A 22,226-nucleotide genomic window follows, 5' to 3' on the forward strand; every position below is an offset into this window, starting at 1 on the left:
TACGACACCAACTATAGAAGTCGTTGACACCTTGATTGCCAACTGTTGGCTCGCCCCAGCGTCCGAAGTTCTCGGTACATCCTGGGGCACGTTTCCAATGCCTGAATTAGATTGCTCGTGATCAATACTTTTCTAATCACCCATCTTGCTGTTCTCGCTGGAGGCTGGGTTAAGCAAGCGTGAGGATTGTTGGCTCAACCGATCGGTGATCGCTTGACTATCTAACTTGCGCTTATCGATGAGCGGAGGTGGGCATTATTACAGATCAGGCCAGACCGGATCGGGAGCAGCCTGACGGGACTTGCATGGGTACATTCTATCGGTTCTGCAGGTGTCAACGACCTGCTCATGTCCATCCTATCGAAGCCTACGACCCCATAGAACTTGGCCACTAACGCTTTGTAATATTATACCCGCTTGCCATACTCGGTTTTGCCATATATTTGACTCTTGAATATCGGTCCGTTACTTTTATTCAGTCGCGATGGTCAGATGACAGCGGGACTTTCATCTTACAAGATTGCGCTCATAGGTCGACTTCTCCTCAGGGGGCCTACATGTAAGGTAAGTCGACCCGCCCAGTGCTTGAGCGGGTGCAGGTCATGGACATGATCGGCTATGCCCACGTGTCAAAGATACGAAGCGAGTCTCCCGCTGACAACTCAAGCTTTAACTCGTGCTGCTTGCGCAGCCATTTCCCATAACTGCCAGGGTCGTTCTACCTGACCGTCATTCGCCTTACTAGTGGCAGCCGCCTCCTCAGGAGTAAGATATTCTACATCTCCTAGGCGCAGCGAGCTCGCTAATAGCTGTGCAGATTTTTCCGCATAGACAGCGCGAAATACTGCCTGTTTAACTGATTCCCCAACTGCGGTAGAGCCATGTCCGCGCATCAAGACGACACTTTCGCTTCCTAGTGTCTCTGCCAAGGCGTCTCCAAGTTCAGAGTTGCGAATAAGCATGTCGCTACCGCATCCAGCAGAATGACGGATTTCGAAAATAGGGGCACCAGCGCCAAGAAAGCCGCCCATGTGACAAATAGGACGAAGCTTGGTTTTGGTGACACCAAAAGGAATCACCGAAGGGGAGTGGCTATGAACAATCGCCATAACGTCTTGACGAGCTCGATAAATAGCGCTGTGGATGAAACGCTCGAGATAAGGAGTACGAGAATCATCTCCGAGCGGCTGTCCATCTAAGTCAAATTGCATTATGTCCTCTGTTTGGACCAAGGCCGGCGCCATGCTTCGAGCCAATAGAAAACGACTTGGTTCACAGGGGTGACGAGCACTTACATGGCCGAATGCGTCAAGAACTCCTTCATTGAATAAAATATGGTTAGCAACGACCAGATCAAAGGTCACCTGTGACTCAGAGGAAACTAACTTCTCTAGCTTTGGACTCATTGCAGTTCCTATATCAGATCGCGAAGATATCAATAGCGAAAAGCGAGGTGAGCAAACAAACTGAAGCAGTCATTTGGAAAACGCTCCGTTGCACCTTACAAACCGTTCTGCCCCGCTAAGACGTGTGAGTGCATTCCACCATCAACAGGGATGTTACTACCCCGAATCCAACGGGACGCCTCGCTCAGCAAGAACATTACAACTGGGGCAATGTCTTCTGCCAGGCCAGGACGATCCATGGTGAGCATATCCTCCGCAGCTCGCGCGCCCAGAGTGTCTATGAAGTCTTGAAAAATCGGCGTCTGCACAGGTCCTGGGCTAACCGCATTAATGCGAATGCCCCGCTCGCGCCATGTCCATCGATTCTGAATGGTCCAAGCGATAACCGCTTCCTTCGAGAAGAAATAGCTGCGCGCTCCTTGTATCTGATAGCGCTCACAGAATGTATTGACAGTGTCGAAATCCAACGACTCACTCGCCTTGATTTCAGCAATCGAGCTAGCCCACCCCAATCCGGCAAGTGACGCCAGATTCACGATAGAGGCTCCGTCGCTCAGTTTCGGAATCAGCCCCAAGGTGAGGTATTTAAGGCCAACCAGATTGACTTTTATTACGCTTTCTACCGACTTCGTCGGAGGTAGCCCAGCGATATTCGCCAGACCATCAATATTGGACGGTAGAGCTGCCAACAGGCCGTCCAGCGACTCCTTACTAGCCAAGTCCACTTGATAAAAATAATCAACATCAATTTTTGGCGGATTAATGTCGACGGCAATAACATTGGCCCCAGCACTTTTCGCTTGTCGAGCAGTCTCTTCACCAATACCAGAGCTGGCTCCAGTTACCACGATAATCTTATTTTTTAACATTAACACTCTCCTCTTGATGAGATAGTCACAGATTAGACGATATGACTAGAATGGGTAGTCGTGGCCGCCAGCTTGCCATGTCACCCAATGAGAACGGGTAAATTCATCCATTGCATAGCGGTCATTAAATCGCCCTAACCCGGAATTCTTCTCACCACCGAATGGTGCGTTTGGCTGATCGTCAACGGTGATGTCGTTAATGTGCGTCATACCGGCAACGATACCGCGTGCAAAACGTAGGCCTCGTGCCATATCACGAGTAAAGACCGCACTAGAAAGGCCGTACTCACTAGAGTTAGCCATTTGCAGAGCCTGCTCCTCACCATCAGCAATGAGTAGCGGAAGTAACGGTCCGAAAGTTTCCTCTCGCGCTAGCTCATGTGTGACACCCACGTCGCCAAAAACATGCGGAGGCAACAGAAGGCCTTCGGTATTACCAACAAGCAAGGAAGTGCAGCCGGAGCTTTTTGCGTTTTCAATCTTGCGCAGCAAACCTTGCAACTGAGCCTGGTTAATAACCGGTCCAATCACCGTGTCGCCGTCGTTAGGATCACCGACCTTCAGGCCACGAACCCGCTCCACCACTTGCTCTACGAAAGCGGGATAAAGGGATCGGTCGATAATCACTCTGTTAACGCTCATGCAGATCTGCCCTTGATGCAAAAAGCGGCCAAACACTGCAGCATGAGCAGCAACTGATACATCAGCATCATCCAAAACCACCAGAGGACTATTTCCTCCCAGTTCCAATGCGACCCGTTTTAAAAACTTACCACCAGTAGCGATGGCTCCGACATTGCGGCCTACTTCAGTGGAGCCAGTGAACGAAATTAAGCTCGGCACCGGATGCTCAACAAAAGCATCGCCGATCTCGGAGCCCGCACCCACTACTACATTAAGTGTCCCAGGCGGAAAGCCAGCTTCTTCAAACAAATGAGCAATCAGTAGCCCCCCTGAAACTGCAGTGTCACTGGCTGGTTTCAATACGACCGTATTGCCAAGAGCAATAGCCGGCACCAGTGAGCGCATACTGAGATAAAGAGGAAAATTCCACGGACTGATGACACCTACAACACCCAGCGGCTCACGGAAAACAAAACTTTGCTCTCCTGGCTTGTAGCTAGTCAAAATTCGGCCCTCAACCTGCTGCGGCATGCTGACGCACGCACGAATCAGATTCAGTGTGCTTTGCCACTCTACATTTGCCTTGAGACGTGTGCTGCCCGACTCGCGGATCAGCCAGCTGATGATCTCTTCGCCACGCGCTTCAAGTATTCCCGCCAGCGTTTCTAACAAACTGATTCGGCTCGCTGCGGAAAGACCGGCCCATTCGGGCTGAGCAGCCTTTGCAGCCTCATATGCTTCGTCTACGTCAACGACAGAAGCGAGCCCCATCTCTAGCAATGTTTGGCCATTGAACGGATCAGTATCGGTCAGGCGACGTTGCGAACGGCCGTCCTGCCAACCACCACGAATAAACTGCTTTCCGGATATCAGGTAGGCCGGTTTGGATGCGATTGTCATTTTTTGTTCTCGAGCCAGAGGAAGGAAGCTATGTCTAACCGCTAAGTTAGGTTCTGATCCAGGCCCGGCCCCACGAGTTCAAGGTGTATTCGGATTGAGGCCAGGTGCCAGGAGCTTGTTCGGCCTGCATAGTTTCTAGCTCGGCAGAAAACTCCAGACGATTGCGATCAGCATCTACAACCATAAAGAACAAATTATTGCCTGGTCCATGTCGTCCTGGCCCAAAGAACAAGGTAATGCGCTCTTTTGCAAAACGATCACCCCAATCGCGAATATCGTTCCACTCGCGAGTTTCGTAGCAATGATGGTCCCACTCATTCTTTGACCCACGGAAAAAAGCCAAAGAGTGATGCTCATCATCAGAGCGAAGGAAGCACACCATCAACCGGCCAGAGTCTTCCTCCACTACATTGTCAGAAATACTGAAGCCGACGGTATTGACATAAAAGTCGATCATCGCTTCTAGCTCAGTGGTCTGGAACACAACGTGTTGCAGACGAGCAGGCATGCCTTCGAACGAAGATGAGCTCGGCCGAGCAACACCGAAGACAGTCTGCCGACCTTGCGGGTCCCGAATGGAAAAACTATCGTCTTCAAGCAGGGGAGAGGCTACTGTCTCAATGGCACATCCATTACCTTCTAAGCGGCGACGCAGCTCGGCCAGCTTATTAGAATCGCCCAGCGCATATGCTGCAGCTAGTAGTCCATCGGAGTCGGCAGGGCTTAAGATCGCCGCTCGATCAGGACCGCGGAGCACCCAGCTACCATCGGGCTCCTGTACTGCCTGCATGTCTAACATTCGCTCGTAAAAGCTCTTTTGCCGCTGAGTATCTCTGCTGCCCATGTGCAAATAAAAAAGGCGAGCGGGAGTTGTTGTTTGCAATGATTGCATAGACATTTCGTATACTCTCCTACGTTAAAATCTTTGCGGACTGGCCGTCGTGGAGTCGACGGAAGTTACGGACGGGGCGACACAACCGATAAGCCTAGAAAAGGATTCTGCAGTCTCGCGTTCGTGATCCAGAGAAAAAATGGCGGCGATGTACCTATCGGGGCGAAGCAAAACGACCTTTGGGCCGACGCTGACAACGTTCGCAAGGCTGCCGTCAGTATCACGCAATACAACACAGCCGGGAATTGGCTGAAACTCAACCTTGGCAGGAAGGATGAAGATGCGCTTCACCTCAAGCTGCTCCCAGAGAGGATGTTCAAGCTTCGCCAGTGACGCAACTTGCGGTTCGCCAAACTGGATGGCTGCAAAACCACTTCCAATAACATCATCCAACAGCACCTTTTTGCCATCGATCTTCTCTAGTCTTGGCTGCGGGAACATCTCTCCACATCGAACGGTGCCTATCACCCCATCGCCATGAACAAGACCTTTCACAAACCGAGGCTTGGGTTTAAATCGCATTTGAAGGAAGTAATCGCGGAGTGGAGGGATGAGTCCGATCACTCTAAAACACCAACTGATCAAGCCAGCCTTCAATACGCTTGACGGTGCCATCACAACGCCAAGATTGAGCGCAAGCTTGATCAGTGCCCAAGCATGATCACGTCGTTCAATCTCGTAACTAGCCAAAGCACTGGGGGCTATTTGCCCCTTGGTTACGCTGACTAACTTCCAGCCCAAATTGTGTGCATCTCGCACGCCACTATTCATGCCTTGGCCGGCATAAGGGGGCGTTAAATGCGCTGCGTCTCCCGCCAGGAATACGCGCCCGGTTTGCCAGCGCTCAGCCACGCGGGCGTGGAATGTGTAGACCGTTTTTCGAACGATCGACGTAGGGCGATCCCCTCGAAAAGGTCGTAGAAGCTCGCGTAAGCGGCCATCCGCCAATACATCCTCGTCGCGCTCATCGGCCTTAAGCATTAACTCGAATCGGCGAGTTTTATGAGGGCCTGGCACGTCCACTACTGGACGCCGTGCGTCGCAGTAAACTCGCGTCTGCCAAAATGGATCGTCATCTTGGTCGGTATCCACAACCAGCCAGCGAGCGTTGAAACTGGAACCTACGAGCCCCACACCAAGCTGTTTGCGGACGGTACTACGACCACCATCACATGCAACCAAGTACGATGCTTGAACCTCAACCTCGCTCCCATCAGTACGGCGAATACGCGCAACAACCGAACGATGGTCTTGGGTGAAACTTACGAGTTCGTGGCCGAACCATGCTTCTGCCTCAGGAAACCTTTGTAATCCATCGCGCAAGGTGGCTTCAAAAATCGGCTGACGAAATGCATTCCGCTTCGGATATCCATAAAGGGTGCTGCTGGGCTCAACCTTGCCGAAGCAATATCCATTTGGCGTTGTAAAGTAATGAACACCGTATCCGGCAACGACATTGCTCAGTACCTCGTCATCAAGGCCTATAGCCTGCATAGTCCGTAGCGACTCATCATCAATCGATACGGCACGTGGTTCAGCCACGGTGCTAGGGTTACGATCAATGATGATTGTCTTCACACCTGATGAGCCAAGGATATTCGCCAGAGTGAGCCCTGTAGGTCCCGCGCCAACGACTAGAACTTCAGTGTTAAAACGTAGCAGGGCTGTCATTGTTGTTCCTCATCAAAACAATTTTTATTAGTCGAGTCTCTGGGGACGCCCTGCCAGTGCACACATTAGCTGCGACAGGTTTTCGGCCAAGGCTAAGATCTGCTGGCCATGCTTATCATCGAGTGCAGGATCCCTCTCATCGCTTGAACGCACGCAACTGATGCTTCCGACGACTTTTCCTTCCCCATCGAAGATCGGTGCAGCCAGGCCATAAACACCCTCGTCGACTTCACCTGAACTGAACACGTAGCCCTGTCGGCGCAAACGCTGCAACGAACGGCGAAACTCCTCCCAGCTCGTGCCCAAATTACTGAGGCTAACTTCTTCAGGGTTTTCTAGAAAAAGTTGGCTGTACTGGCGCGTACCCAAATTTGCCAATATCGCTTTTGATGTCGCCCCTCGAAATAAAGGTCGAGGAGTTCCGCGGGAATAACTGACCGCATTGGACAGCCCGCCTTGTTTTTGGTGAACACATACAACTTGATCGTTGAAAAGGCGGCAAACCAGCCATACCGCTTTTTCGCCCCATTGCGGAAAACTGTCTTCCAGTTGGCACGCTGCACGTACAAGAGGGTCACTTGCTCGCAGCTGGCGATCCCAGGTAATGATTCTTGAACCCAAGGCGTAACGACCAACTTCTACTTGAAATAGCAATCCGGCATCTGCCAGCTCTCGCACATAGCGATAAATAGTCGAGCGGGTGTAGCCAAGTTCTACGCCCAACTCGTCAACTGACCAAAGTGGGTATGTCTCCGTAAAAGCATCAAGGACCTTGAGCATTCGCTCTAAACTGGATCCTTTGTTATCTTCGGTCGGAAGAGCTTTATCAGCCCCACCAGAAAGACCTTCCTTGCTGGATAGGCGTGCCATGGCCTACGCCTCATCCGCGATGGTGTTACGCAAAATACCGATCCCAGCAATTTCTACTTCGACGATGTCACCAGGCTTCATCCATACTGGCGGCTCGCGGAATGCACCAACTCCGCCGGTAGTGCCGCTCACGATCACGTCACCGGGTGCTAGCTCGGTAAATGTACTGCAGTATTCAATCAATTTCCGCACATCAAAAATCATGTCAGCAGTGCTGGTATGCTGCATCACCTCGCCGTTCAAGCGAGTGGTCAATTCAAGGTTCTGCGGATCACCGAGCTCATCAGGAGTAACAAGCCAAGGACCAAAGCTGCCCGTGGAGGGGAAGTTTTTTCCTGGAACAAACTGAATGGTGTGCTTCTGCCAATCGCGAACGCTGCCGTCGTTATAGCAAGCGTACCCAGCGACAAACTCCAGTGCGTCAGCCTGATTTACGTGGCGGGCGCGCTTTCCGATTACCACAGCCAGCTCGCCCTCGAAATCCAACTTGATCGACGCGCTGGGACGAACGATTGCCTGCAGATGAGAGGTCTGACTATCAGCAAATCGAGTGAAGATCATTGGATAGGCAGGCATTTCGCGACCAGTCTCACGAACGTGTGTCGCGTAATTGATACCGATACAAAGCACTTTGCCAGGATTTGGAATAACAGGAAGAAAAGTGACTTCTGTCAGGTCGATACGAGGCAGATCACTAAGCTGAGCGGGATTTAACTCAGCCAGACGGCCATTGATGATGGCTTCTTTAAGGTCAGCCCCGAGATCGTGCTGAAGGGGGGCAAGATCAATCACCTGGTTACCTTCGATCACCCCATACGAAGCACGACCATCATAGGTATAGCTAGCAATCTTCATCGTGTATTCCCCAATATTTTAGCGACAAGCTCGAACGCGCTGCTCGAGACGGATGAACAAACTATTTCAGGGGCAGCCCATCAAGCCCCCCCTTGGCAGCGCCTCTCTATAGAGGGCCCCACCAGATCAGTACGTGAAGTCTATCTTGCCTGACAAATCCTGTAAAGCGGGATTTTTAAAAAATCCCGCATATTAGGATTTATTGATTCTCATGCTTTTGCGGTTTTTTTTGACAGAGTCAAAAGGGGCAGTGGTGCACTGCAAAACAGGCCCACAGCAGCAAAGCAAGCTCTATGGAGTGTCTTGATATCTTCAGGGGCCTATCTAAAAACGAAATTTACCTACTCCGGCGCTCATGTTGTCTGATAAAGGCAGCAGCCCCCCAAGCGCATCACTGTGGTGTCGTGCGTCAATACTTGCCTGATGAGATATCGTCTGTATCGCCGACAGACTCTTATCCACCGCCTTGGCAACTTGAGACTGCTGTTCTGCCGCACTAGCAACCGCGATATTCCGTTCGTTCAGATGAAACACCCCTTCGAATATCAAGCCAATAGTTGCCCCGGCCCCCTCTATCGTTTCCCGGTTGCGCGTTGCCATTTGCTGACACAGTTGAACGCACTCAACAGCTGAGTCCGCGCTAGTCCGAGTCCGGGACATCATGTTTTCAATCGTCCTAGTCGACTGCTGAGTACGATGTGCAAGCGCCCTAACTTCATCTGCAACAACCGCAAACCCCCGTCCGGCTTCGCCTGCACGAGCAGCCTCAATCGCAGCATTCAAGGCCAAGAGATTAGTTTGCTCAGCAACCCCTTGAATCACTGCCAATACCTCCTCAATACCCGTCAACTCGCCTGCAAGGGCGCTGATCTGCTCAGCACTTTTTTGCGCTGAATTTGACGTTTCCGATGTAGCAGCAATACTGAGATCGAGTTGCTCTCTTCCTTTGATGACCAAGGCTTCAATACGTGAAGAGTGCTCCGCGCTCTTCACTATATTTAAAGCTACTTCCTCAATGGCCAAACTAAGCTGGGCAACCGACTCGCTGGCGATAGTCAGCTCTTCATTCTGACTTTCCATCCTTTCATAGTTTCCAGACTCTAGCCGTGTAAGTGACTTGACTGATTCTGAAACCTGGGCTGCACTGTTTCTTATATTCTGAATGATGTCCTTTAAACCTGACTGCATTCTGTAAATTGAAATAATCAGCTGCGCAAGTTGATCGCCCCCCCTCACCTCTCCGCAAGATTCAAGATCACCCTGTGCAATTTTTTCAGTTAGCGTTACGGCGCGAGCCAATGGTTGAGTGATAGCCCTAGTGGTCACTATCGCCAGAAAAACTCCAACTATAAAAGCAAAAATAAGTATGGCGACAGCCCAACCAATTGTTTTTTTCACCACATCTTGAATGTCAGCCTGGAGCTCTTCTCGTTTAATGATCTGTTCATCAGCTAATGAATTAGCGGCGTTGGAGATTCCTTGCGCTGTATTGATAAGAGCTTTTAGTACTTCACCTGCTTCCTCGCGTCGCCCTTCAGCTTGAAGCTTAGGAATTTTTTCTGCCAATCTAGGAACTTCAATAAAACCCCGCTGGATTTCTTGCAACTTCTGCAATTCGCCCTCATTAGTCATTAGTTTCGGCAGTTCTTCAAACAGTATTCCCCGAATTCTTTTTTCAATAATTACCATTCCATTGTGATAAAAATCAGACTGCTGCGGATCTTTTGCGTTTCTCAGCCCATAAGAGTAAGCATCCCCTGCAAGAACTAGTTTGGATAGCTCTACTGACAAATTCTCTTTCGAACTGGACACCCCAAGTTCCTGACTTGCGTCACGAACTTCAATGAATCGATATAGTGAAATTATTGCGCATAGAGCTCCGAGAAAGAAAACAACAGCAAAGCTCAGCAATAGACGCTTTCCAACGGACGCTTCGAAAACAGGCATCGAATGACTCCTGTGCTAGTTAAAATAAGGCCCGCTTTTGGCATGGCCTTAGATCATGTGTGCAACGCAGAAAGTTCGCAAGCCGGGGTTTGTGGCCAATGATTTGCGGCATACGGAAACATCGTATAAATAGCACATTTAAATGCGCATTCTTATTTTTTAAAAAGGCTTACGCACTTATATCCGTCAAATACATAGACGATTGAGAGGCACGATGCAAAACATTGAGAAGAATCAATAACAAGTCCATATGGATTTCCGAGTCCCATGCCATGCACTCCATATGGGCGAAATATTTCTGAAAACTCTTTATTGTATATAATTAGCTAGGCGATAGCAGGGGACTTCGAGTCACTATTAGTACTCTTGCTCCAATCAGGATATCCGCCCAAGAAGAGTACGAACACACACGCCAAGGAAACCGCTCCGGCATACAACCAGGGCAGAAATAGATATGAACCTTGCAGGTCGAACAGGTGTCCTATCAGGGCCGGACCAGCACCGGCCCCCAAGCTAAATGCAGAGAACATAATTCCGTAGATTACGCCATAATTTTTCAAACCAAAATAACGACTGACAAAGTACGCAATCAATTCAAACTCAGCACCTAACGCTAAGCCAATTGCGACGACCGCGGGCACAAGAAAGTGGTCAGCAACACCAGTTGAAATTTGGTAGACCCCAACCGCAGGTAAGATCCAAAAAACAATTGCTACGTAAGGTGCAAACAATCGATCAAGGCTGTATCCAGAGATAATTCGACCCACCATGAGCGAAATGCCTGTAATAGCCGCATAATGCGACGCCTGTTCAGGCGTGAAACCGCGATCAGTTAACATGGGTACCATATGGATTAATGTACCTGGAATAACAGCAGCTGTTAAAAAGAAGCTGATAGCCATTAGCCAAAACAGACGGGCTTTCAAAGCATCTCTGATGTTCATACCAAGTAATGGCGCTCGGGTAGCTTTAACACCAAGCACCGCGTCGCCGTCAAGATGCAGTCCGAGATCTTCTGGCTTATCTCGCAAAATAAATTTGCATACCGGCAGCGCAACGAACAGCACTACGACTGCTAGCACTACAAACGTCGTTTGCCAACCATAGCGATCTATCAGCGCTTGAGAAACTAGCGGCATAACTGTAGCCCCTAGCCCCATTCCGCAAAGGGCTACACCAAGAGCGATACCCCGGCGCCGATCAAACCATCTAACAATTACAGAGACCAGCGATACAGGGCCGATGCCCGCACCGAATGTGTTCATGCATCCGCAAATTATGTAAAAGATAACCAGATTGGTTACCCAGTACATAGATGCTAGGCAGGCGGCCAGAGCAAAAATTGAAGGAAGGAGAATCCTGATTGGCCCAAAACGATCAACAAGACGACCAATGATTGGTAGCGAAATAAGCCCCATCATCGTGGCGATGGTCATCCCAAATGTGACCTCCCCCCGCGAAACCGAAAGTGTTTCCGCTATCGGCTTGATAAAAACACCCATATTATAAATCAAAAAAACGCCAGTACTTACGCTAAAACTGAGAAAAACACCTAAAACGATCCACCAGCCATAATATACTTTTGGGCTATTCATTTTTATCTCCAATTCAGAAGTAAACTGTGCCTAAGTAACCCCTAGGCACGCTTGCATCTAAATGTTAGAAAGTGTAAGCGGCAATAAGACTTAGGATTTCACCTTGTGACCTATTCTCAGCGCCAAACTCCTTGAGATACTTAACACTTAATACTGGCATTTTGGGATTTTTATAATCTCGGAAACTTACTGCTGGGCCCACAGCGTACACGCGAGAGCGCTTGCCATTTTCTGGAGCCTGGCCACCATCAATTTTGTCGTCTGTAAGTTGCTCAAGCGCATATCCGGAAATCCCTACCGTAAATGGCCCTACGTGCTGCCCAGTTGCAAAATTCCAGGCAAATGTCGAGCCGTTCTTATATCTACCCTCAATGGCTCCATTCTCATAAAGTCCATCATTACGGTTGCGGAAGTTATAGCGCAGCGCGAAGCTAGAGGAGAACTCAAAGCCCGTAGGGGTCATATACGTAAATGCGTACATGGGCTCTATCGAATAGTTGTCACGACCTGAGTTCGCAAAACTTTTTTTATCATATGTACCAATTGGCACCTCTATGTTTACAGAAAAGTTCTGATTAAATGTTCTGCTCGGATCTCTCCATTGCAGCATCACAGGGGTAACTACAACATCAATTAAGTCACGATATACAATATCGCTTTTTACACTTCCGAATGGCGTATTTACATCGGCATCACCGGTAATATCCATGTAAGGGAACAAAACCCGAAACCCATAATCAGCACCCAATAATTTCTGGTCGGTCATGTGCAGAATGGCGAGCACTCCAGAGTTCACAGTGACATCGACCTTCTTTAGAGGCTGAATCATGTGACCATCATCGCCAGCGATTTTATCGTACTTGTACTGACCTACTGCCAAAGCTACGCTTGTGGATCCGGGAGGAGGCAAGAAACCGCCGCCGAATGAAAAAGATCCAAGCTGAGATAAGTCTGCGATACGTTCATTCGCTGATGCTGCTATTGGATGCATCGCTAAAGCCCCTGCCAACATCAGAGCAGTATAGTTAGAGGACTTTACAAATTCCAAAATACTTCTTACCTGCATACTAGACACTCCAATTTATTGTTTTTATCACTGGACGATGAATTAACCAGAAATCGATCAAACACCACAGCTCGGCTCTCGAGATTAAGAGTCGCATCTATTACGCCGCTTGCATCTCTAGACGTTGTGAGGAGCACGCGGCGAAATTCTAGTCAGCACTTTGCAACCAGCCTTCGAGCAGGTAAAGAGTTAAGCCTGCCCGGGCCCAATAGAGCAAAATCACTAAGAAACACGGATTGAAAACTTTATCTCAAATCTTAAGCGCCTTAACTTTCTCAAAAAAGGACGGCGCGACCATATATGCTCAGTTGATTTTTCTTTTAATAAGGCGAGGTCGGCTACAACCGAAAGGTAAGATCCAGGACTTCCCCCATCTAGGCTTATCGCTGGCATCTGTCGGAGAGGTTATTTTAGCCGGCGGAAAGATGTTTACGCTGCTATTACAACGTGCTTCGGGTACTCGCTGGGAGCAGGGCATGGCAGTGCCTCTAGTCTTGTTTTTAATCGCCCCCCTAGAGAGGGGCAGCCGTTGGATGTCAAGCTATACCATTCAAAAAATCCTGTAAAGAGAGATTTTTTAATTTTCCCGCATTTCGGGATTTTTGTTGGTTTTTCGCGCATCGCCCGCTAGCATACGTCCTGGGCCAGCTTTCAACTGCGTTAGCCGATCGCTACCAGGGGGGTGACCGTAGCCTGCTGAGCTCGCAACGAAATCGACTGGGTGGCAGTAAGTAACCTGCCGCCAACAACGAGAGGTCAGTGTTATGCGTTACGTATATTTCAACCACAAGGGCAGCGCCGTACTCGGCGTTCGTTGCGACGGAGGCGTGAAGGTGCTCGGTCCGGAAACGTTAGAGTCGTTGCTCGCCCGTGGCGTCGACCTGACCACCTATGGCAACCAGGCTAACGGTCCGGTGGTCGTAGTCGGCGAGCATGACTACCTTCCTCTGATGTGTAAGCCAGGCAAGATCATCTGCGTGGGGCTCAATTACGCCGATCACACCAAAGAGTCACCATACGCTCAGCCGGATTACCCGACCTTGTTTCCTCGCTTCAACAGCAGTCTGACCGCGCACAATAAGCCGCTGATCCGCCCAAGGATTTCCGACACCCTCGATTACGAGGGCGAGATGGCCGTGGTGTTGAAAGGTGGTGGGCGACACATCAACAAAGAACAAGCTCTAGAGCATGTAGCTGGTTACGCATTGTTCAACGAGGGTTCGGTGCGCGAGTACCAGTTCAAATCGCCACAGTGGACCGTGGGCAAGAATTTCGATGACACCGGAGCCTTCGGTCCCGACCTCGTCACCGCCGATGAACTGCCAGCTGGTGGCAAGGGTTTGCTGCTGCAGACAAAGGTCAATGGCAAGGTGGTGCAAGCTGCCAATACCAACGACATGCTTTTCGATGTGGCCACCATCATTTCCACACTCAGCCAGGCTGTGACTCTAGAAGCGGGTGATGTGATCGTCAGCGGCACTCCTGCTGGCGTTGGTTTTGGCATGGACCCCAAGGTCTACCTGAAAAGCGGTGATGTGGTGGAAGTATCTATCGAAGGTATCGGTTCGCTGGTAAATCCGGTGGTCGACGAGTCCTGAATCAGACCAAGCAGTTACAGGCTGCAAGAGAAAGAAGCGAAGCCCCCAACTCCGGGGCTTCGACTACAACAAAAGAGGAGGAAGGCGATTATGAGTGCCGTGCATTCAATCGATCACTACGCGCTGAATGTACCGTCGTTGCAGGAGGCGAAGCGTTTCTTCGAGCATTTCGGGCTAGAAGTTCGTGACCTGGGCGAGGAACTGCAACTGCTGGCACGCGACGGCCACATCTGGACACGTGTACTGCCAGCAGCTAGCAAATCGTTAGCCTATATCAGTTTTAATTGTTTTGCAGAAGACTTCACCAGCCTCCGCCAACAGGTGCTAAGCAGCGGTGCCCGACTACTTGATCGTGGTGGCAAGGGGTTCTGGTTTCACGACCTCGACGGCAATTTGCTGCAGGTGAGCGTTGGGGACAAACATATGCCAGACGTACCGGCGGCGCTGCCAGCCAAACCGAGGCAAGTACGTGGCACCGGCACCCGCGCCGATGTGCTTCAGGTCCGGCCGCGTCGTTTGTCGCATGTATTGTTGTTCAGTGCCGATGTCAACCGTGCAGTGGCGTTTTACAACCAAACGCTTGGGCTCAAACTCTCTGACCACTCGCAAGATATCATCGCTTTTACTCACGCTCCGCACGGTTGCGATCACCATCTGGTGGCGTTCTGTAAAAGCAGAGCGAAAGGATTCCACCATGCGGCCTGGGAAGTCGACAGTATTGACTGCGTGGGCAATGGGGCAGCGCAAATGGCGCAAGCCGGTTACACCGAAGGCTGGGGCACAGGTCGTCATTGCTTAGGTTCAAACTACTTTCACTACGTGCGCGATCCTTGGGGTTCGTTCTGCGAATATTCGGCGCATATGGACTATATCAGAGCAAACAGCGAATGGCCGGCCGGTGACTTTCCTTCAGAGAACTCGCTGTATCTCTGGGGGCCGGAAGTACCGGATTACTTCATTCTCAATACCGAGGCTGACGAAGCTTTCCCTGCACCATAACACGCACCGATGTTTGTCACGTTCAGACGTAACGGGCTCGGCTGGTCTAAGGAATCACGAGGTTCAGTATGAACAATAATAAAATTCTCGATGTTGCTATTGTGGGCTACGGCCCTGTCGGCCAGACCTTGGCTATTTTGCTTGGCCGTATGGGCTACAACGTCGCGGTTTATGAACGCTGGAAAACTCTCTATCCACTGCCACGTGCGGTCTTCTACGACCACGAGATACGTCGGATCTTTCGACTGATGGGGCTGGGTGACAAGCTGGACCAAATATCCCAACCCTCCTCCTGCTACCAATGGTTCAATGCCGATTGGAAAGTGCTGGTAGAAATCGACTGGTCCGCAGAATCCATTAGCGATGGGCCATTCGGCTACTTATTCAGCCAGCCTGCGCTGGAAGCAATACTTGATAGCTCGGCAAAAACCATTAATAACGTCGAGGTACATCAAGGCTATGAAGTACTTGGCATTAACCAAACCGCAGAGTTTGGTGAGTTACGCTTGCGTCAAACGGGTACGCAGGAAGAGGCGCCAGGGGACGAGCAATTGGTTCGTGCCCGATACGTAATTGGTGCGGACGGTGCAAATAGCGTTGTTCGGCGAGAGCTTGGAATCCAGTGGCACGACCTCGGTTTCCAAGAGGACTGGCTAGTCGTGGACGTAAAGCCTCACCCAGGAGTCGAGCTGGATGTGCCTGACATTGGTCAGTGGTGCAATCCCGCACGGCCAACAACCATGGTACCTGGTGGTCCAGGGTTCAGGCGTTGGGAGTTTATGCGACTTCCGCATGAGACGCTGGAGGAGCTGCAAGATACCGACAAGATTTGGAAGATGTTGTCCCAATGGGTTACCCCGGAAACCGCTACTCTCGTGCGCCATGCCGTGTACCAGTTTCGGTCTCGTATCGCCGAGTCTTGGCATCAGGGACGTCTGCTTATCGCCGGTGATGCTGCACACCTAATGCCCCCGTTCATGGGCCAAGGCATGTGCTCCGGAATTCGAGATGCATGGAACCTCTCCTGGCGTCTGGATTTAGTGCTCAAGGGTGCATGTCCAGTCAGCCTGCTCGAAGGGTATACGCTAGAACGCAAACCCCAAATACGTGCAGTGATTGATGCTTCTGTAGAGATGGGCAAAGTGGTGTGTGTAGCCGACCCCGTGCAGGCGGCCGAGCGCGACACCGCATTCCTCTCCGGTAATGTCCCACCGTTGCCCCCCTTTCCGGGCTTAATAGATGGACTTATAAAAAAAACAATCGATGACAAGCCGGCAGGTCCCGCTGGCACCCTTAGCGTGCACGGTGATATTGAGAGGGACGGCAGCACTGTGCGCTTCGATGAAGTATTCGGTCGTGGTTTTCAGTTACTCAGCATTGGTGAAGATCCGTTAGAAGCGTTGAGCAAAGAACAGCGAAATTTCCTTGATCGCCTCAGAGTGAAGAATATCCGCCTATCTACTAACGGTACCCCAGGAACCTATCGAGATGTCTCAGGAAAATATCATGATTTCCTCCGTGCTGAAGGTGTAGAGGTAGTCTTGGTACGCCCGGACTTCTACATATATGGCGGAGTTAGTCACGTCACCGAACTGCCGGAGTTAGTCAACGCACTGCGACATGGTCTAGAACTTGACAAAGACGGAGCTAGAGGAGCTTCGGTCGCAATAGCTGCTATGACTGGAAGCAACTGAGCCTCTCACATTGTAATAAAATGGACAGATGGAAAGGGCGTCATTCGGCGCTCTTCTCTGAGAATATAAAAACATTGAAGACAACTCCCTCGCATGAAGTCATTGTTAAAATTTCTTCGGCCTTGGCGCTCACTATAACTTTTCATTGGAATTCAGGTGCTCAACGATTATTACATATCCCCTATTAGATTTAGCAGCGCTCTCCAACTGGTTTCTTAAGTAGGTCAAAGCCGTCGCGAACGAACTCCTCTCCAAAGTCAAACTTTTGTACAACCTTAGCAGCCCACCCCATGAATCTCTCTGGATAGTGCGCCAAACCATCATGTCTGCGTCGGTGGCATGCTCCGCACAGCTCTGCCCTTCTTGAACCCTCGATCACCCGCCATGAACGATTCCAGCATGTGCGGGATCAATTTCTCGGCATCGACCGCCTCGCCGTAGGTCTGCGCATGCAGCGCAGCGTAGCGGTCGAGGTCGGTCTTCAAGCTAGCCGGGCAGGCAAAGGTCAGCTTGACGTTCTCGGTCTTGGGCAGCGGCCCGAGCCGCAGCTTCTTAGTCGTACTCATTGCGAGGCTCCACGATTAAAGAACAGCGGCTGGTACGGCCGCAGCACCAGATCCCGGTTGACGATGATGCGAACTGGCAGGCCCGGCCGCTCGGTCAAAGTCGGCTGGATGTTCATGTTGCGCCGTGTGATCTCCTGGCCGACCTGATTGATGCTGTCCTGGGCACTGTCGCGCCCGGCGATGACGATGCGGTTGCCGTCCTGGCGGTTCTCCGGCGCGGCCAGCTCGGCGCCCACGCCCAGCAGCGTGGTCAGCGCCGCCCCGGCGAAGATCCGGCCCCAGTGGTAATCCACGTCATCCTCCAGACCCGCATAGCCAGCCGGGTCGGTGCCGACGAGGTTGTCCAGCGTCAGCGAGGATGTGTCCGGCAGGATGATGCGGTTCCACACCACCTGCACACGGCTCTGCCCGTAGCTGACCTGGCTGTTGTAGCGACCAAGGATACGTGAGCCCTGCGGGACCAGCAGGTGCTTGCCGGTCGCCGTGTCGTAGACCGGCTCCGTCACCATCGCGATCACGTCGCCCGGCAAGTCCGACTTGATGCCCGTGACTAAGGCGCCTGCGATCACCGTGCCGGCCATCACCTGATAGGGCGACGTCGGCAGCACCAGGCTGCCGGAGTTGCGGGTTTCCGTAGAGCCGCCTTTCAGGAACGCCTCTTTCTGGTCTTGCCTGTTCTGCACGGCGGTCGGGTCGGCAGGCTGCGCAGCCACCGACGCCGGCCCGGCGGCGAGCGGGTCGAAGGACGCGAGCGCACTGGCAGTACCAGGCACACCCGGCGCTGCCTGCGCCATCGTGGCCGTGGCGGCGGCCTGGCCCTGGCCGCCTGAGCGGAAGAACACCGACGAAGCCGCTGCGGCTTCCGCCTCCTTACGCAAGGTATCGTTCGGATCGTGGCCGGGGGCCGCGTCGGTGGCCACAGCCGGCTGTTGCGAGTTCACGATAGCCGGGCCAAGATCGCCCGGCAGTGGCGGCCCTAGCTCGGGGACGTTGGGCGGCAAGGCCGGCAGCTTCGAGTAGTCGGATGGCAGCGCATCCAGCCCTTTCGACTTCGAGACGCGATCGACGTTGTAAAGCTCGGTCTGCTCGTTGGCACCACGCCGCTGTGGTTGCAGCGACCAGATCGTTGCTCCGAGCACGGCGACCGACAGGCCACCGATGAGGATGACCAACGTGCGCCGGTTCAGGCGCGTGACCGGGCGCGGCTGGGCGCGCAGCGCCACCGCTTCGGGCGCGACCTTGCCCGCCTGCGGCGTGGCGAGGTCAGGGGTGTCGTCCTGGCTCATGGTCAATTCCTCCGTGGCACGCCATCCGTGCGCTCAATCCGCACCACATCGCCCTTTTCGCCTCCCAGGCGCAGCTCGGCCGCGCCAAAGAGGCGATCCACGATGTAGTACGGCGAACGGAAGCGGTAGTTCACCAGTTGCCCATCCCCTTCCGGCCCGATCACGAACAGCGGCGGTAGTTCACCTTGCGCGATGCCGGCGGGGAGCTGGATGTAGACCTTCTGTCCGTCATCGAAGGCGCGCAGCGGCTTCCACGGCGGGTTGCTGCCGCTGATCGCGTAGCGGAAGCGTAGGTTCTCCAGCGATAGGCCGCTATCGACCGGAGCAGCGGCGCTTGCTGCGTGCGCCTGACGCTGCAAGGCCAGCATCCGGTCGCGCGGGTACTCCCAGGACACCGACGCCATCCACGTCTTTTCCGTGGAAGTCAGCTCCAGCAGGTACGTCCTGCGGCTGGTGGTGATGACCAGATTGGTTTTCAGGCCCGAGCGGATCGGCTTCACCAGCACGTTCACGCGCAGGTCGGCCCCGCTGCCGCTGGACGTGTCGCCCACGATCCAGCGCACGGTATCGCCGGCAGCCACCGTCACCAGTTCCTCGCCCGGCTGCAAGGCAACCATCGTCACCCGGCCCACGGCCGCATAGACCTGATACAGCGCGCCATCGGTGAAGGGCCACACCTGAATCGCGTTGACGTAGCCCTCGCGCGTGGGCGCGACGCGGGCCTCGGCATTGGCCCGCGAAACGCGCACCTTCTCGTCGGCAGGTTCAGGCGCGGGCTTGACGTGCTCGGCCTCGGGCACCGGCATCAACTGCGCGGGCATCGGCAGCACCTCGGGCACGGCCACGACTTCCACCGGCGCGGGCGGCTCGGGCAGCGGCTGGGCCTGCACCGGCTCATCGAGCGAGATGGTCGGCGGCGGCTTGCCCTGCGTGGCGCAGCCCGAGAACAAGGCAGTCGAGGCCAGCACGATCAACGGCAAGGCGGATTTACGGAAAACATCATTCATGGCTTTGCTCCTTCGGAAGAATCCAGTTCACGGCTCCACGACAGGCCGTTGACGTAGATGCCCAGCGGGTTCTTGCGCAGGCGTTCCTCGGTGCGCGGCGGCTGGAGCACGATGGACACCACCGCCGTCCACCGCTCCAGGCCCGCCGCGGCGCCGTTGACGTAGCGGCGCTCCGTCCAGCGCACGTTGAAAGACGTGTCGCTGGCGCGCACGACGCTGGTGATCTGCACCGTCACCGACTCCTTTCCGATGCGCGCGAACGGGTCGTTGACCCGCGCGTAATCGTTGAGCACGGCCGCGCCCTTGTCGGTCGTGTAGTCGTAGGCATCCAGCCAGTTTTGGCGGACGATGATGGGGTCGATGGACAGCGAGCGCACCAGCGTCACGAAGCGCGCGATGTGGTGCGCCGTCTGCGCATCGCCCGGCCGGTACGGCGTGGCGGCTTCACCCACGGCGCGCACCTGGCCCGTGTTGTCCACCTCCACGACGTAGGGTGTCACGAAGGACTGCGCCGAGCGCCACACCAGGCCGCCAGCCATCAGCAGCGCGAGCGTCAGGCACCCGAACGCCATCAAGCGCCAGTTCTTCGCCTGCACGCGCGGCGAGCCGAGACGGTCGTCCCACACCTGGCCGGCAGCTTGGTACGGCGTGGCAGGCTGCGGCGTGTCGGCGTAGCGCACCTGCGGTTTCTTGAATCGCATGGTCAGTTCTCCTTGTGAATCGCGTTAGTCGTCGGAGCCGCGCAGGCTCGGCCCCTGGCCGGAGCCGCCGCCATCGCCGCCGCGCAGCGTGTGGGCGGTGGTGGTCGCGGCATGGGTGAGTTGCTGGCGACGTTGCAGCCGCTTGGCCCAGGCGGGCTGCTCGGGCGTCTGTGCAGCGGCAGCGCCTGCGGGCGCTTCGCTGGTGGCGGCCTGGCCGGCTGATGCGCCAGCGCCGCCGTTCCAGCCCGCGCGGAACGGCGCGGCCATGCGCTGCCCGGCAGCGGAAGCGCGGGATGCGGCAGCGCGTCCGGCGGACTGTGCGCCGGTCTTGGCGACGTTGCCCAGGCCCGCCATTGCGCCCTTCGCGCCGCCGCCTGCTGCGGCGGAACCCGCCTGGAACGCCGACTTCGCACTGCCAGCCGCCGATGAGGCGGCACGCGCGCCACTGCCGGCCAGCTTGGCGGCAGCCGGAGCCATGCGGGCACCAGCGGCCACCGCGCCACCGACGCCAGTAGCCGCTGCACCGATAGCCACCGCCGTTCCGGCTGCGCCGACGGCGGCACCGGCCATCGCCCCCGCGCCGAGCTGGGGCGAACCGGACACGAGGCCCGTGGCGATGCCGGGGCCGAAGATCCCCAGCGCCAGCAAGGTGAGCGAGGCCAGCATGATGACCAGCGCGTGGTCGATGGACGGTTCGGCGGGATGGACTTGGAACTGTGCGAACAGGCCCGAGCCGATGCCGACGATCACGGCCAGCACCAACACCTTGACGCCGGCGGACACGACATTGCCCAGCACCTTCTCGGCCAGGAACGAGGTCTTGTTCCAGAGCGCGAACGGCACCAGCACGAACCCGGCGAGCGCGGTCAGCTTGAACTCGATCAGCGTGATGAAAAGCTGGATCGCCAGCACGAAAAAGCACAGCACCACGACCAGCCACGCAATGAACATCACCGTGATGGCGTCGAGGTTCACGAACACCTCGGGAAAACCGGCCATATCGCCGACCTGCTCCAGAATCGGCGCCGCAGCGTCGATGCCAGCCTTGGCGAGCCGGCCCGGCTGCAAGAAGTTCTCCATCGTGATGGCCGAGCCGGTGGCGGTGATGCCCAGCCCCGCGAACGAGCGGAACACGATGCTGGCCAGCCAGTTGAAGTTGTTGAGGATGTAGGCGAAGGCACCGACGTAGAGCACCTTGCGCAGCAGCTTGGCGATCACGTCATCGCCTTGGCCGGTGGCGTGGCTCATGGCCCAATACAGCCCAGCGATCGTCATGTCGATGACGATCAGCGTGGCCGTGAGGAACGCCACTTCGCCGCGCAGCAGCCCGAAACCCGAGTCGATGTAGGTGGCGAAGGTGATGAGGAACTGGTCGATGATGGTCACGTCATTCATGGCGTGCCCTCCGGTTCCTCGAAGCTGGGCGGGATCGACGGCAGGTCGGCCAGCGTCTGGTATTCATCTGGCCCGGCCTCGCCGGAAAAGAAGCGCCGCCGGAAGGCTTCGGCGGCGGCGCGGCAAGCGTCCTCGCCTGTGGCCTGCCGGTCGGCCGCGCATTGCGCGCGCAATGCCTTGAGCCGCACGGGATCGGCGGCCAGGGCATCGGCGAGGTTGTCGGCAGGCTGCTCGCCGCAGGCGGCCAGCAGCGCGACACCAAGGACGAGGACGCATCGCATGTCG

18 protein-coding genes and 2 pseudogenes are annotated in these 22,226 nt (G+C 54.3%); 3 read left to right on the plus strand and 17 right to left on the minus strand.

The genetic code is table 11. From position 1 onward, the window contains the following. Positions 1–662 precede the first annotated feature (662 nt). The 11 genes and pseudogenes from IRZ56_RS09160 to IRZ56_RS09205 form a co-directional block, all read right to left on the minus strand. Complete coding sequence (locus IRZ56_RS09160; protein WP_196144665.1) at positions 663–1,406, minus strand: class II aldolase/adducin family protein; 744 nt, start codon at positions 1,404–1,406, stop codon at positions 663–665. Between the two features lie 95 nt (positions 1,407–1,501). Next, the gene (locus IRZ56_RS09165; RefSeq protein ID WP_196144666.1) at positions 1,502–2,275 is read right to left on the minus strand and encodes a coniferyl-alcohol dehydrogenase; all 774 of its coding nucleotides are present in this window, start codon (positions 2,273–2,275) and stop codon (positions 1,502–1,504) included. A gap of 45 nt (positions 2,276–2,320) precedes the next feature. Next, positions 2,321–3,799, minus strand: coding sequence for an aldehyde dehydrogenase family protein (locus IRZ56_RS09170; RefSeq protein ID WP_196144667.1), 1,479 nt, complete (start codon positions 3,797–3,799; stop codon positions 2,321–2,323). Between the two features lie 46 nt (positions 3,800–3,845). Next, on the minus strand, positions 3,846–4,691 hold the full coding sequence (locus IRZ56_RS09175) for a VOC family protein (RefSeq protein WP_196144668.1): 846 nt from the start codon (positions 4,689–4,691) through the stop codon (positions 3,846–3,848). A gap of 24 nt (positions 4,692–4,715) precedes the next feature. Then, positions 4,716–6,362 carry a bifunctional 3-(3-hydroxy-phenyl)propionate/3-hydroxycinnamic acid hydroxylase gene (locus IRZ56_RS09180; protein ID WP_196144669.1) on the minus strand — a complete coding sequence of 549 codons (1,647 nt, stop codon included), beginning with the start codon at positions 6,360–6,362 and terminating at the stop codon, positions 4,716–4,718. Between the two features lie 27 nt (positions 6,363–6,389). Next, positions 6,390–7,232, minus strand: coding sequence for an IclR family transcriptional regulator (locus tag IRZ56_RS09185; protein WP_196144670.1), 843 nt, complete (start codon positions 7,230–7,232; stop codon positions 6,390–6,392). 3 nt (positions 7,233–7,235) lie between these two features. Further along, complete coding sequence (locus tag IRZ56_RS09190) at positions 7,236–8,087, minus strand: fumarylacetoacetate hydrolase family protein (RefSeq protein ID WP_196144671.1); 852 nt, start codon at positions 8,085–8,087, stop codon at positions 7,236–7,238. A gap of 324 nt (positions 8,088–8,411) precedes the next feature. Further along, positions 8,412–8,927: pseudogene (locus IRZ56_RS23470) on the minus strand (methyl-accepting chemotaxis protein); the annotation flags it as partial. Positions 8,928–9,269: 342 nt separating this feature from the next. Continuing rightward, positions 9,270–10,034, minus strand: a pseudogene (locus tag IRZ56_RS23475) (HAMP domain-containing protein); the annotation flags it as partial. A gap of 326 nt (positions 10,035–10,360) precedes the next feature. Further along, positions 10,361–11,629 (minus strand): MFS transporter, encoded by a 1,269-nt coding sequence (locus IRZ56_RS09200; protein WP_196144673.1) that lies wholly within the window; start codon positions 11,627–11,629, stop codon positions 10,361–10,363. A gap of 64 nt (positions 11,630–11,693) precedes the next feature. Further along, the gene (locus tag IRZ56_RS09205) at positions 11,694–12,695 is read right to left on the minus strand and encodes a SphA family protein (RefSeq protein WP_196144674.1); all 1,002 of its coding nucleotides are present in this window, start codon (positions 12,693–12,695) and stop codon (positions 11,694–11,696) included. Positions 12,696–13,459: 764 nt separating this feature from the next. Between IRZ56_RS09205 and IRZ56_RS09210 the strand changes: the two genes are divergently transcribed. The 3 genes from IRZ56_RS09210 (at position 13,460) to IRZ56_RS09220 (ending at position 16,986) form a co-directional block, all read left to right on the plus strand. Next, positions 13,460–14,293: a fumarylacetoacetate hydrolase family protein gene (locus IRZ56_RS09210; RefSeq protein ID WP_196144675.1), complete on the plus strand. Its 834-nt coding sequence runs from the start codon at positions 13,460–13,462 to the stop codon at positions 14,291–14,293. A gap of 90 nt (positions 14,294–14,383) precedes the next feature. Continuing rightward, the gene (locus tag IRZ56_RS09215) at positions 14,384–15,292 is read left to right on the plus strand and encodes a VOC family protein (protein ID WP_196144676.1); all 909 of its coding nucleotides are present in this window, start codon (positions 14,384–14,386) and stop codon (positions 15,290–15,292) included. A 68-nt stretch (positions 15,293–15,360) separates the two neighbouring features. After that, positions 15,361–16,986 (plus strand): bifunctional 3-(3-hydroxy-phenyl)propionate/3-hydroxycinnamic acid hydroxylase, encoded by a 1,626-nt coding sequence (locus tag IRZ56_RS09220; RefSeq protein ID WP_196144677.1) that lies wholly within the window; start codon positions 15,361–15,363, stop codon positions 16,984–16,986. A 320-nt stretch (positions 16,987–17,306) separates the two neighbouring features. On the opposite strand, the gene IRZ56_RS09225 is transcribed toward IRZ56_RS09220, so the two are convergent. From IRZ56_RS09225 to IRZ56_RS09250, 6 genes are read right to left on the minus strand one after another with little or no spacing between them, the layout of a single operon-like run. Next, entirely contained in the window at positions 17,307–17,552 is a 246-nt protein-coding gene (locus tag IRZ56_RS09225) for a DUF2274 domain-containing protein (protein ID WP_196144678.1), read from the minus strand. Continuing rightward, positions 17,549–18,838, minus strand: coding sequence for a TrbI/VirB10 family protein (locus IRZ56_RS09230; protein WP_196144679.1), 1,290 nt, complete (start codon positions 18,836–18,838; stop codon positions 17,549–17,551). The genes IRZ56_RS09225 and IRZ56_RS09230 overlap by 4 nt, the downstream gene beginning before the upstream one ends. 2 nt (positions 18,839–18,840) lie before the next feature. Then, on the minus strand, positions 18,841–19,845 hold the full coding sequence (gene trbG / locus IRZ56_RS09235) for a P-type conjugative transfer protein TrbG (RefSeq protein ID WP_196144680.1): 1,005 nt from the start codon (positions 19,843–19,845) through the stop codon (positions 18,841–18,843). Further along, positions 19,842–20,546: a conjugal transfer protein TrbF gene (gene trbF, locus IRZ56_RS09240; protein ID WP_196144681.1), complete on the minus strand. Its 705-nt coding sequence runs from the start codon at positions 20,544–20,546 to the stop codon at positions 19,842–19,844. The genes trbG and trbF overlap by 4 nt, the downstream gene beginning before the upstream one ends. A 24-nt stretch (positions 20,547–20,570) precedes the next feature. Further along, complete coding sequence (trbL, locus tag IRZ56_RS09245) at positions 20,571–21,941, minus strand: P-type conjugative transfer protein TrbL (protein ID WP_196144682.1); 1,371 nt, start codon at positions 21,939–21,941, stop codon at positions 20,571–20,573. Beyond that, a complete protein-coding gene (locus tag IRZ56_RS09250) occupies positions 21,938–22,222 on the minus strand; it encodes a hypothetical protein (RefSeq protein ID WP_196144683.1) in 285 nt (94 codons plus the stop codon). Before IRZ56_RS09250 ends, trbL begins: the two co-directional genes overlap by 4 nt. Between the last annotated feature and the right edge of the window lie 4 nt (positions 22,223–22,226).

Source organism: Pseudomonas guariconensis, from assembly GCF_015680235.1.
GTDB lineage: Bacteria > Pseudomonadota > Gammaproteobacteria > Pseudomonadales > Pseudomonadaceae > Aquipseudomonas > Aquipseudomonas guariconensis_A.